Raw genomic sequence first — 12,753 nt, forward strand, 5'->3', positions numbered from 1 at the left:
TTCATACTATCAAATATTATGAAAAGAAAGATACTTATGAATTGGTATCACAATTATTCACCATGTCCCGTATGCCCAAAACAATACTGATCATTCTGCTCTTTTTCTTCACCTTTATCGCCCTGAACGGAACGGTCTCGGGAGCAGCAACCGATAACCCCCCGCAATGGACGATAGAGAGGAGCATTCACCTCACTGATGCGGATGGTACGATCACGGTGGAGGTGGTACTCCCCCCAGGCATGATCGGGGGGATCACCGAGGAACTCCCGGCAGGATACACCTTCCTTGGATCAACACACCCCTCAGATCAGATCCGGGCTGATGGATCGACGATCCATTTTGCAATCATCGGCGAGGAATCAATTACATATCGCATCAGGGGAGAGGGAGAAACAGAGATTAAAGGGAGCATCCTTGACCTGAGAGAGGGTACGCAATCAGATATCGGGACACAGCAGTCCCCGGCACCAATAGTCGCTATGCTCGGAGCGCTCTTGTCCCTGGCAATTCTCATCAGGAGGAAAGAACGATGAAACGGGTTTGTTCGATCCTCATCGCCCTCATCCTTGCAACCGGCATCATCATCTGTCCTGTCCATGGATCAGATGACTATTCAGAAGATGCCCGGCAGATCCTGGCAACCGGCATCCTCGACCACCTCCAGGGTGGCGGGCCGGGCCTCGTGATGCTCCAGAACGCCGCTGCCCTCTACCCGGAATATCCCCGCCGGATCACCGATACGGCAGGAACAGAATTCACCTTCTACCGCCCTGTTGAGCGGGTGGTGGTGATGCACGCAAATGCCGCAGAGTCCATCATCGCTATCGGTGGGGATGACCGGATTGTCGGGGTGGGTTCAACGATTAACACAAATACACTGCAATTCCCTGAACTGAGCCAGCTTCCAAGCGTTGGGAAGTGGACTGAACCGGATATTGAGGCCATTCTGGCACTCAACCCCGATCTCATTTTGACCTATGTCACGTGGCCGGAGCCGGAGAAACTGGAACGGCACCTGCCATCCCGGATCCCGGTTATCCGGATGGAGTATTATAAAGCCGAAGTCTTCCGCGAAGAGATGGTAAAGACCGGGAGAATCTTCAATGAAGAGGATAATTGTGCCGACTACCTCGCATGGTATGATGAAAAACTCGCTCTCGTGGAGGATCGGATCGGCTCAATCCCCTATAACGAACGTGTTCGTGTCTATGCAGAATCGGGGAGCGGGCAATCATTTGGGAGAAGGGCATATTCAGAAGGAACAGGACTCCATGATCTCCTTGTTGCGGCCGGAGGAGTGAACATCGCTTCAGGCCATGTCACTGGCTATGCCGATGTTGAAAACGAATGGATCATACACCAGAACCCCGATGTCATCCTGATCTGGTCTGGGAAAGCCGGGTATAAAATGGGTGAGCGGGATGAAGTCATTCAGCTCTATGAAGAGATCATGGGAACGCCCGGGTTCGAGCGTATCGAGGCAGTGAAGAACGATCGTATCTATATCGTCACATCAGGGTTTGCTTTTGGGACTGGATCGCCCGCAGCCCTCGTTCAGGTCGCCAAATGGCTCTATCCAGATCTCTTTGAATATATCAACACGACCGAAATCCATGCCGAATACCTCAAACGGTTCACCCGCACCGGAGCAGAGATCCACGAGCAGGGAACATTTTATTACCCTGATGGAAGGGAACTATGAGCGACACCGCCATCCGAACCGGGTATGCAAAGCGGACACATATCCGTATCCTGATAATCGGGGGGCTTCTTGCCCTCCTGGTTCTCCTGACAGGCATTGCAGCGACACTCGGCTCATACCCGATCGGAGTGATAGAGGTCTATGAGACAATTTTCGCAGGTCCGGGCGGAAATTCCGATATTTCAACAATCGTCTGGGACTACCGGCTTCCCCGCATCCTGATGGGCATTCTCGCCGGTGCCGCCCTCGGGCTTGCCGGAGCCATGATGCAGGGGATCCTCAGAAATCCTCTTGCAAGCCCTTTCACCCTTGGTATTGCTTCTGCTGCGAGTTTTGGCGCATCACTTGCCATTGTTCTTGGAGCAGGTGTGGCCGCAGGAGGATCGCTTATCATCGGAAATGCATTCCTCTTCACCCTCATAGCAGCAGGTGCAGTGTACGGACTTGCCCGGTTTCGGGGGATTACCCCTGAAACAATGATCATGGCAGGAATTGCCATCATGTACCTCTTCTCAGCACTAACAAGTTTCCTGCAGTACATCGGCGACACAGAAGACGTCCACGCCGTCGTCTTCTGGATGTTCGGAAGCCTTGGACGATCAACATGGGAGACGGTGGGGGTTGTGGCGATACTGGTTGGTGCTCTCTTCCCCCTTTTCCTCCTCTCAGCCAGGAGTATAAACACCCTTGCCGCAGGCGATGAGGCGGCAAAGAGTCTCGGGGTTCCTGTCGAACATATACGGATTGGAGGCATGGCCGGTGCATCCCTCCTGACAGCAGGGGTGATCTGCTTCACGGGAACAATCGGCTTCATCGGGCTTGTCGCCCCGCATATCACCAGGATGATACTTGGAGGTGACAACCGCTTCCTCCTGCCAGGCACTGCGGTAGTTGGAGCACTTGTTCTTCTTGGAGCAGACAGTATCGGCAGAACGATCATGGCACCACAGATACTGCCTGTTGGGATCATGACCGCATTCCTCGGAGTTCCGTTCTTCATATTCTTATTCCTCAGCAGGAGGCGAAATTATTGGTAACTATTGCAACAGACACAGTAAAATTTTCATATGGAAGTGCCCGCGTCCTCTATGACGTAACTTTCAGGCTGGAAACCGGCACAATCCTCGCACTTGTCGGGCCAAACGGCTCTGGCAAGACAACGCTCATCAGGTGCATCGATCGAATCCTGCACCCCGAAGGATCAATCCTCATCAATGAACAGAATATCCATCAGATGAGCAGGAATGATCTTGCAACTACAATCGGCTATGTACCGCAAAATGGGACGAAGATAGCTGCTGCAACGGTTTTTGACGTTGTGATGATGGGGAGAACCCCACATATGAGCTGGAGGCTTGGAGACGTTGACATCGAGAGGATCGAATATGCAATCCGGCTCCTCGGCATTGAAGATCTGGCTGAGCGAGAATACAATGACCTCTCAGGGGGCCAGCAGCAGAAGGTGCTTATCGCCCGGGCGATTGCACAGGACCCAAAACTTCTCCTCCTTGACGAGCCGACTAACAGCCTTGATATCCACCACCAGCTTGAGGCACTCGCCACCATATCTGATATCTCCCGCTCAACCGGGATGACCGTCGTAATGGCAGTTCACGATCTCAGCATTGCGGCTAGATATGCCGACATGCTGATGATGCTGAAGAACGGAGCAATCGTTGCCATCGGAAAACCCGAGGAACTAATCACGCCCGATCGTATTCGGGAAGTCTATAATGTCGATGCACGAATCCTGCATGACCCCGAGGCAGGTCTGATTGTTGCACCCCTCCGTGCAGTAGTCGGGGGAGCATTATGAAGATAGCAGCTATTGTCTGGGGATCGGATATCCCCCTCCTTGACGCAGCAGCCCGCCGTGAAGGCGTTCATATTGATATCACCGGTGTCCACAATGTAGACGATCAAAAGGTGCAGGATCGGTTTCTCCGGTCACAGGAAGATGCCGATCTCATCCTCCTTCATCCATCTCACGATGCCGCATGGGACGACCTGATACCACGTCTTCGAACAGACATCCCAATCGTCTCTTTTGGGCATAATCAGGATTTCTGGTCCCTCTCAACGATTCCAATCAGATCTGTTGCCGCTGTTTCGGCATACATGACACACGGGGGAGAGGAGAACTATTGCCGGATGATCCGGTTTCTTCGGAAGATCGCAGAAGGAGAAGATGCTGAACCTGAAACACCCCTGCCAATGCCATGGGAAGGCATCTATCACCCGGATAGCCCGGAGCCTTTTTCGGATCGGAATGCGTATTATTCGAACCACCCCCGAAGGCATAACCAGTCAGTTGGAATTATTTTCTCTCGGACATACTGGGCAAACGGCGATCACGGTATCGTCGATGCACTTATCAGAAGAATTGAGCAATTTGCAGATGTCATCCCGATCTTCTGCCTCTCAGGTGGGGATGTCGATCTCGGTGCACGCCCGGGTCCCGTAGTTGCCAGGGAGATCTTCAGTGATGAGGTATCACTCATCGTCAACCTCCAGCCAGTCTTCCGTTCTTCGAATAGTGAAGCTTCAGGGGATATCTTCTCTGACCTGAATATTCCCGTGATGCACCCAATCCTCCTCTATCATAAGACGCGGCAGGAATGGCTCGACTCCGCACTCGGACCATCTGCCATGGAGATCGGCTGGAGCATTGCCCTTCCTGAGATGCAGGGGATGATTGAGATGCTCGCTGTCGGTACGGAGATAGATTCCGGGGAGGAGACTGGTATGCATGAACCGATCCCGGATCGTATTGAGCGGATCTGCCGACGTGCGGAAGCATGGCTAAAACTTCAGGCTAAGTCACCGAAAGAACGGAAGGTCGCATTCATCCTCCACAACAAACCCTGTTCCTCTGTCGAGGCAACAGTTGGTGCCGGTGCCCATCTGGACACACTTGAGAGTGTTGCACGGATCATGCAGGTGATGAAACAAGAGGGCTATACCGTTGACCCCCCTTCAAGCGGCAAGGAACTGATTGATCAGATCATGGAAAAGCGGGCGATCAGCGACTTCCGATGGACATCGGTCGGATCAATCGTCCGTTGCGGCGGTGCTCTTGATCTGGTCAATGAAAAGACGTACCGGGAATGGTTCTCCGAACTCGAACCATCTGTTCAAAAACGGTTGGAAGAGTCATGGGGCAAGCCGCCGGGAGAAGAGATGGACGGTGTTCCGGCAGCGATGGTGCATGATGGTAAAATCGTTGTCACCGGAGTATCCTATGGTAATGCGGTCGTCTGCGTCCAGCCAAAGCGGGGATGTGCCGGCGCGAGGTGTGATGGTGAGGCATGCAGGATCCTCCACGATCCGGAGATTCCCCCGACACACCAGTACCTTGCGACCTACCGATGGCTTGAACGGGTGTTTGGCGCTGATGTTATCGTCCATGTGGGAACGCATGGAAACCTTGAGTTCCTGCCCGGAAAATCCGCTGCTCCATCGAACCGGTGTTTTCCTGATATTGCAATTGGAACAATCCCACACCTCTATATCTACAATGCAGATAACCCCCCTGAGGGAACAATCGCAAAAAGGCGTGCCTGTGCAACACTTGTAAACCATATGCAGACGGTGATGCAGGCAAGCGGATTATATGGAGCACTCAAGGATCTTGAGAAGCTCCTCGAAGAATATACCCGTGCACAAGAGAGCGATCCTGCCCGTGCCCATACCCTTGAGCACCTGATCATCGATTCGGTGGAGGAAGGAGGAATTGGAGAGGAGACAGACCTAAAGAGCTTCCGGGAGGGTACATCTGACTTCACTGCATTTGTTGAGCGTATTCATCGGCATCTCGGGATGATCGCCTCGTCCCGGATACCTGATGGCATGCATATCTTCGGGGAGCGGCCGGAAGGCGAGGCAAGAGTGCAGTTCATCCAGGCAGCTGCACGATTTGATGATGCCCTGACTTCAGCACTCTTTGGAGAGGAGATACTGCCGGACAACCCGGGATCTCTTCATGAACGCGAAGAGGCAGAACTGTCTTTTATCAGATCAATTCTTGCTGACATCCCGATGGAAGAAGCTGTGGTTGAAGCATGCGGCCGTCCGCCACTGCCTGGAACCGAAGAGAAACTCGTAGAAATGATCGACCTGATCACCATGATTGACGCTGGAATCGAATCTTCAGATGAGATAGGCAGCCTCTTAAACGGCTTCTCCGGAGGGTTTATACCACCCGGACCCTCAGGGCTGATCACTCGCGGAAAACCGGATATCCTTCCAACAGGGAGGAACTTCTACTCTCTTGATCCACAGACTGTACCCACAAAAGCCGCCTGGATGGTTGGGAAAAAACTGGCTGATGCATTATTAACAGCATACATGGATGAACATGGCCGGTACCCGGAATCTGTAGCAATGTACTGGTTGTCGACCGATCTCATGTGGGCTGATGGCGAACAGTTTGCCCAGATACTCCATCTTATTGGTGTTGAACCAGTCTGGCGGGGAAGCAAAGTCGTCTCATTTGAGATCATTCCGCTTTCTGAGCTGGGCCGGCCACGGGTTGATGTGACGATTCGTGCAAGCGGGATCCTCAGAGACTGTTTCTTCTGTTCAATCGAGCTCCTTGACAAGGCCATAGCCATGGTTGCCGGGCTTGATGAGACAGATGAAGATAACCCTATAAAAGCCCATACACAGGAAAGTGGAACCGCAAAGCGGATCTTTTCAAGCAGGCCAGGCACCTATGGCAATGGTGTCAACCTTGCGGTGTACGCTTCAGCATGGAAAGAAGAGAAGGATCTGGCTGAGATATTCCTTGAATGGAACAGCTTCTCATATGGAGACGGTGATTCCGGCACAGAAAACCGTGATGGATTCTCTAACCTGCTTTCACATGTCGATGCAACCTTCAACAAAACCGCAACCGACGAATATGACCTCACCGGCTGCTGCTGCTACTTCGGAACTCACGGCGGAATGACTGCTGCCGCCCGCCATCTCTCTGGCAGGCATGTTGAGGCATATTACGGAGACACCCGGACACCATCAAAAGTCGAAGTCAGGACTCTTGCAGCAGAACTCCGGCGTGTCGTCACCACCAAACTCCTCAACCCTGTATGGATCGAGGGCATGAAGCGGCATGGGTACAAAGGTGCCGGAGATATTGCAAAACGTGTCGGCACCGTATATGGGTGGGAAGCATCCACAGGCGAGGTCGATGATCGTATCTTTGACGAGATTGCAAAGACCTTTGTCCTCGATCCCGATAACCGCGCCTTCTTCAAAGAGGAAAATCCGTTTGCACTCGAAGAGATCGGCAGAAGGCTTCTTGAAGCTGAGAGCAGGGGGCTCTGGAACCCTGATCCGGAGATCTCTGAAGGCCTGAGGGAGGCATACCTTGAAACGGAAGGGTGGCTTGAGGACCGGCTTGACAGCAGGGATGGAACTGTTCAGGGTGGTGCAATTGATATTATGACTGTTGGAGAATTACGCGCCCGGCATAATAACAAAATGTGATAATAGAATGAGGAAATGATTACTACTATGGCAATAATCGAAACATCCGAACTCACAAAAAAATTTAATGATCTCGTTGCTGTCGATGAGATGACACTCTCAATAGATCGTGAGATATTCGGGCTGTTGGGTCCAAATGGTTCGGGAAAGACGACCACCGTCAAGATGCTTACCACACTCCTCACCCCAACCTCAGGCGAGGCAACAGTATGCGGACACTCCGTTACGGCACAGCCCAGCAAGGTTCGTGATCGAATCAGCTATGTTCCGCAGGATATGGCAGTTGATATGAAGCTGACCGGGCGGGAAAATGTCATCTTTTTCGCAAATCTTTATGGTATTCCCCGTCCGCGTGAAACCGCAGACGAGGCGCTCGCCCAGATGGATCTTGCCTCCCGTGCCGATGATATGGTAAAAACATACTCGGGAGGCATGAGGAGGCGGCTTGAACTTGCGCAGGCCCTTGTCCACGATCCTGAGGTATTGTTTCTTGATGAGCCGACGATCGGACTTGATGTAGCAGGGAGGCGGAAGATTTGGGAGCATATCATCAGCCTCAAGAATGGTGGGATGACCGTCTTTGTGACAACACATTACATGGACGAAGCCGATCATGCATGCGGCCGGGTCGGGATCATTGACAAGGGAAAAATTGTCGCACTGGATACCCCGGCTGCCCTGAAGTCACTCCACTGCCATGAGATCATAGCGATACGGGGGGAGGGAGAATACAAAGGAACTGTTGTTCCTGATGTAACCTTCATCGGAAAGACCGGTGACGAACTCCGTTTCCAGGCGATATCGGGCGAAGATTCAGGAATTCCCCTCTTACAGGCACTTAATGAATCCGGAATGAAGATTCATTCGTTTGTCATACGCCAGCCAACCCTTGACGATGTATTCCTCTCACTCATCGGAGAACAGGAAGAAACCATGGCATTTGATCACCATCGGTTCAGGACGATGCTCAGGAGGCGGGCATGAAACGCACATTTACGTATATGGAAAGGGATCTGCGCCGATGGATACGGGGGAGGATCAACGTCATCACCTCTCTTGTTATGCCCGCCGCATGGCTCATCTTTGTCGGTTTGGCACTCCCGATCCGCTTCACCGACAACTACCTCGACTTCATCACCCCCGGTATTCTCGTCCTGACGATGCTCGGGGCATCGCTCCAGGGTGGAGCGCTCCTGATGTTTGACAAGATCCTCGGGTTCCTCCAGAAGTTCCTTGCAATGCCTGCGCCAAGAGAGAGCATCCTTTTTGGCAAGATCCTCGCAATAACCCTGAGAGGACTGATACAGACAACGGTCATACTGGTGATTGCTCTTATACTCGGAGCCCATCTGCTAAATCCGGTCTTCCTCCTGCAAACATACCTGATCCTCTTCATCTTCGGCGTTCTCCTCTCATCCATCATGACCACAGTCGCCCTCAGCCTTGAGGATCATGACTCCTATGCAGCATTCAACTCTATGATAGCTATGCCGCTCTTCTTCACAAGCAGCGCCCTGATGCCCTATGATCAGATGCCCGGATGGCTTGCATTCCTTGCGCATCTCAACCCTGTATCCTATGCAATCGATGCAATCCGGGCATTGCAAGAGGGGATTTTCCCGGCAACAACGATTGCAGGGCTTCTGATCGGTGCGGTTGTTGTTCTCTCTGTATGTATTATAACATTCAGGCGGGCAACAGTATAACTAATTTTTTTTGAGGAAGTATTTAGTCATACTAAAGTACACTATTAAACACAAATGAGTTGATCAAAACACCATTTCTTAAGAAGAAATGGAGTGACCCTGCGTATCGAATTTACCGGCAAACGGAGGAGTTCATGGGGGGACAGTTGATATGTGGTTGCTGAAACCAACCTTTGAGCAAAATTATTTAATTTATAGCAAATAATATTTCATACAAATATAGAGCCATAAGCCGATCTATTAACAGAGACTGGAAACAGGAGAATATTGTCTGATGATAACTGCATGGAAAACCCTATATCATTGATCGAAATCGTTTTAAGAGCATTGCAGGGTGCGTGATAGGGATGAATATACCATTCATAACACGAAAAGCAAATCAAGAGGAACGGGAAACCGAAGCTCCAGATGCATCCCTGAAGACAAACACATACTCAATCATCCCGCCCCTTATCCGAAAAACAAAAAAGGAACAAGCCGGGGCGTGTATTGCCGGCAATGGTTCCAGACAGGGTTCACTATCTATTCAATCCATCAGAGACCTTACCAACCGTTTCTTTTCTAAAAAGGAGGAGGAAAGCGATGAGGGGATCATCGATATCCCCCCTCTTCCCGATCTCCCTGAGGACCTTTCCGGGGAATGCCTTGAACGGTACTGGCTTACCCCGCCTCATGCATGGGCAGCCATTATGCAGGAGAGGTGGGCGATTGCCTACCATATTATTGAACCTTCAATTACGCCCCACGAACATATCCTCCTCGAAGAAGTACACCATTATCTCAGGGATATCATCCTCTATGAGTCTCCCGGAAAACGGGGAGAGATGAATATCTCGGACAAGGATATTCGAAATGCCTTATTCAAATTCGATCCCCTCCTCGTGAGGGAGAGGAAACAGGTACTGACGTATATGCTGAAGCGGACATTCCAGGGATACGGCCGTCTTGATCCGCTGATGCATGACGAAGCTATTGAGGATATCAGCTGTAACGGGGCAGTACACCCGGTATTTATCTTCCACCGCAGGTATGGAAGCATCCCGACACAACTTATATACGGGCATGAGGAGCTGAACCGCTTCGTCCTGAAACTGGCCCAGAAGGCCAACAAATCACTCTCGCTCTCAACCCCTCTCGTGGACGCATCGCTCCCAAACGGCTCCAGGATTCAGATCAGCTACAGCGATGTCATCTCCACCCAGGGAAGCTCATTTACCGTCAGGAAGTTCCGGAAAGACCCGATGACCCCGGTACATCTCCTCTCTTTTGGAACCTTTTCCGCACAAACACTTGCAATCCTCTGGCTCTGTATTGAGAACCGGATGAACATGCTGATAGTCGGCGGAACGGCAAGCGGAAAGACCTCGACGATGAACGCTCTCTCTTTCTTCATCCCGGAAAACGCCAAAATCGTCTCACTGGAGGATACGAGGGAGATACAGCTCCCACACAAGAACTGGCTCCCCACGAGAACCCGTGAGAGCGGAAACCGGGACGGTTTTGGAGATATTAACCTCTTCTCTCTTCTCAGGGCATCGCTCCGGCAGAGACCTGAGTATATCCTTGTCGGGGAAGTGCGGGGGCAGGAGGCACAGACACTCTTCCAGGCGATGAACACCGGCCATACCACCTACTCAACCCTCCATGCAGGAACAGTAGACGAGGCAATCAACCGCCTGATCAATGAGCCGATCAGTGTGGCTCCGGCAATGCTCGGAGCCCTCGAACTGGTCGTCATCCAGGGCCTTCACTACCACGAAGGGCTGGCATTGAGGAGATGTGATTCTGTTCATGAAATCCATGTCGGGGGCAGGGACAGCGTAATCACCTGGAACACGATACTCACGTATAATCCCTCAAAAGACCTTTTTGTCCATGAGGATGGAGGATCATTAGTTCTAGACAAAATACGCATGATGCGTGGGTGGTCAGAAAAGGAGCTTAAGAAAGAAATTGCTGTTCGGAAAGAATGTCTTGAGAGACTTGCTGAAAACAGTATCTTCGATCAGCTTTCGGTGAGTGAAGCAATTAAGGCTGTGCGGAGAGGAGAGAATGCCTGAACATTCCGTCACCGCCGATCTCGCAAAAGCACTCCGCGGAGGGCGCATCCCGCTCACGGTAAATACCTACCTCTTCTATATCGCCGCAACGGCAATTGTGGCTTTAATGTCCTGGATAGGAATGAACATCATCCTTGATTATCTCGGACTTGGGATCTCAATCGCCGGGATGATTCCGGATTCAATCTCACGCACTATTCTCCTTTTTGGTTTCATTGCCATCGGATGCATTGGAACGTACATCTATCCGTTTCTGATAGCTTCGGGGAGAAAAAACCGGATAGAACAGGATCTGCCCTATGCGATCACCTACATGCAGGCACTCTCGACGACGATGACGTTGTATGAGACAATACGGCAGGTTGCGCTGGCAAAAGATCTCTTCGGCGAGGTATCCCATGAATGCAGTACGATTATCCGCGATATTGAAGTTTTTGGTGATGACCTCACAACCGCAATGCGGAATATCTATCATACGACCCCGTCTGCTTCTTTTGCGGATTTTATCAACGATCTTATTCTTTTATCAGAAAGCGGGGGAAGTATCACCCAGTTCTTTGCCGCCCGTGCCCGCTATTACCGGGAAGTGGCTGAGCAGGATATGCAGAAGAATATGAAAACAACAGAGATCATTGCAGAAGTATATGTCACTGCCTTTGTCGCAGGGCCGATTATTGCGATGATCATGATCGTTGCCCAGCAGCTCTCCGGGGGGCAGGGAACAGATTATATGCCGATGATCTATCTCGGAGTGCCCCTTGGATCACTGGCAATGATCGCAATCCTGTATATCCTGTTTCCAGCGGAAGGAATGGAAATCCAGCAGGGAAGGGTTGAAGAACAGGAATTTTTTATCAACAACCCTGTTCTGCAGGAGACTGAAGAAACTCTGACATACAAAAAAAAGGTCCGGACGCAAAGGACACGTTTCTCACGAATTCTCAAGTTAAAAAACCCCGTAAAGCAGTATATTGCAGACTACACCTGGAGCATTATATTCGGATCCATATCTGCCACTATTGTAGGCTACCTCCTGTATGACGGATATTTCAACGAGATTGCACCAGGATATGGATTCCAGACCGGGATCTGTGCCCTCATCATCTCAGGGATTCTTCCACCCGCCCTGGCATACGAAGGACGGGCTCTCTATATCCGGAGGCTTGAACGGCAGATTCCGGAATTTCTCCGGATGCTTGCGGATATGAAGGATATCGGCATGACCATCCAGAACGCAATCGCACGCATCTCGCGATCGCAGATGGGCGTTCTCAGCACGGAGCTGCAGGTGGTATCAAAAGAGCTGGAGAGCGGATCAGTGCTCTCATCGTCTCTTGAACGGATGGAGCAGAGAATAGGCGTTATCTCTGTGAAAAGAGCGGTATCTCTTGTGATCAAGGCAAGCGAAGTAACCGATCGGATTCAGGAGGTTCTGATGATAGCCATCTCCGACTTTGAATATTACCTGAAACTGAAACAGGAGCGGTTCACTTCGGCATTTACTTATGTCGCAATAGTCTACCTCTCCTTTGGCGTATTCCTCTATACTGCATACCAGCTGAATGTCTCTTTTCTTGAGAGTTTCGCCGAACTTGCCACAATAGACGCATCCAGCAATATCCATGATATGTTCTGGGTCGCAATCCTTCTTGGAGGGTTCTCCGGCATCATGGCAGGACAGTTATCCGTGAACAACCCCCTTGCCGGGCTGAAACACACAATGATCTTCCTTGCAATTACCGTGATCTGTTTTGTTGTCGTGATCGGGGGTGTTGGATTATGAGACGGTGTCGCA

The 12,753-nt window shown here is 51.2% G+C and carries 9 protein-coding genes; all 9 read left to right on the forward strand.

Going from position 1 to position 12,753, the window contains the following annotated elements; translation table 11 throughout:
* The first annotated feature begins 62 nt into the window (after positions 1-62).
* The gene (locus tag ACZ44I_RS11020) at positions 63-536 is read left to right on the forward strand and encodes a hypothetical protein (RefSeq protein ID WP_464549944.1); all 474 of its coding nucleotides are present in this window, start codon (positions 63-65) and stop codon (positions 534-536) included.
* Entirely contained in the window at positions 533-1,705 is a 1,173-nt protein-coding gene (locus tag ACZ44I_RS11025) for an ABC transporter substrate-binding protein (RefSeq protein WP_464549942.1), read from the forward strand. Before ACZ44I_RS11020 ends, ACZ44I_RS11025 begins: the two co-directional genes overlap by 4 nt.
* A complete protein-coding gene (locus ACZ44I_RS11030; RefSeq protein ID WP_292735342.1) occupies positions 1,702-2,742 on the forward strand; it encodes a FecCD family ABC transporter permease in 1,041 nt (346 codons plus the stop codon). Before ACZ44I_RS11025 ends, ACZ44I_RS11030 begins: the two co-directional genes overlap by 4 nt.
* Positions 2,736-3,521 (forward strand): ABC transporter ATP-binding protein, encoded by a 786-nt coding sequence (locus ACZ44I_RS11035; protein ID WP_292735345.1) that lies wholly within the window; start codon positions 2,736-2,738, stop codon positions 3,519-3,521. The genes ACZ44I_RS11030 and ACZ44I_RS11035 overlap by 7 nt, the downstream gene beginning before the upstream one ends.
* Complete coding sequence (locus ACZ44I_RS11040) at positions 3,518-7,192, forward strand: cobaltochelatase subunit CobN (protein WP_292735348.1); 3,675 nt, start codon at positions 3,518-3,520, stop codon at positions 7,190-7,192. Before ACZ44I_RS11035 ends, ACZ44I_RS11040 begins: the two co-directional genes overlap by 4 nt.
* 27 nt (positions 7,193-7,219) lie before the next feature.
* A complete protein-coding gene (locus ACZ44I_RS11045; RefSeq protein WP_292735352.1) occupies positions 7,220-8,176 on the forward strand; it encodes an ABC transporter ATP-binding protein in 957 nt (318 codons plus the stop codon).
* Positions 8,173-8,898 (forward strand): ABC transporter permease, encoded by a 726-nt coding sequence (locus ACZ44I_RS11050; RefSeq protein ID WP_292735355.1) that lies wholly within the window; start codon positions 8,173-8,175, stop codon positions 8,896-8,898. Before ACZ44I_RS11045 ends, ACZ44I_RS11050 begins: the two co-directional genes overlap by 4 nt.
* Positions 8,899-9,245: 347 nt before the next feature.
* Positions 9,246-10,958, forward strand: a complete 1,713-nt coding sequence (locus tag ACZ44I_RS11055; protein WP_292735358.1) for a type II/IV secretion system ATPase subunit — start codon at positions 9,246-9,248, stop codon at positions 10,956-10,958.
* Positions 10,951-12,741 carry a type II secretion system F family protein gene (locus ACZ44I_RS11060; RefSeq protein ID WP_464549938.1) on the forward strand — a complete coding sequence of 597 codons (1,791 nt, stop codon included), beginning with the start codon at positions 10,951-10,953 and terminating at the stop codon, positions 12,739-12,741. Before ACZ44I_RS11055 ends, ACZ44I_RS11060 begins: the two co-directional genes overlap by 8 nt.
* Positions 12,742-12,753: the final 12 nt, after the last annotated feature.

It is taken from the genome of Methanocalculus pumilus (genome assembly GCF_055382585.1).

What these genes read in the sequence shown, in the direction of transcription:
- ACZ44I_RS11025 (WP_464549942.1), top strand. Translation starts at nt 533, where the DNA reads ATGAAACGGGTTTGTTCGATCCTCATCGCCCTCATCCTTGCAACCGGC.
- ACZ44I_RS11040 (WP_292735348.1), top strand. Translation starts at nt 3,518, where the DNA reads ATGAAGATAGCAGCTATTGTCTGGGGATCGGATATCCCCCTCCTTGAC.
- ACZ44I_RS11030 (WP_292735342.1), top strand. Translation starts at nt 1,702, where the DNA reads ATGAGCGACACCGCCATCCGAACCGGGTATGCAAAGCGGACACATATC.
- ACZ44I_RS11020 (WP_464549944.1), top strand. Translation starts at nt 63, where the DNA reads ATGTCCCGTATGCCCAAAACAATACTGATCATTCTGCTCTTTTTCTTC.
- ACZ44I_RS11055 (WP_292735358.1), top strand. Translation starts at nt 9,246, where the DNA reads ATGAATATACCATTCATAACACGAAAAGCAAATCAAGAGGAACGGGAA.
- ACZ44I_RS11050 (WP_292735355.1), top strand. Translation starts at nt 8,173, where the DNA reads ATGAAACGCACATTTACGTATATGGAAAGGGATCTGCGCCGATGGATA.
- ACZ44I_RS11060 (WP_464549938.1), top strand. Translation starts at nt 10,951, where the DNA reads ATGCCTGAACATTCCGTCACCGCCGATCTCGCAAAAGCACTCCGCGGA.
- ACZ44I_RS11045 (WP_292735352.1), top strand. Translation starts at nt 7,220, where the DNA reads ATGGCAATAATCGAAACATCCGAACTCACAAAAAAATTTAATGATCTC.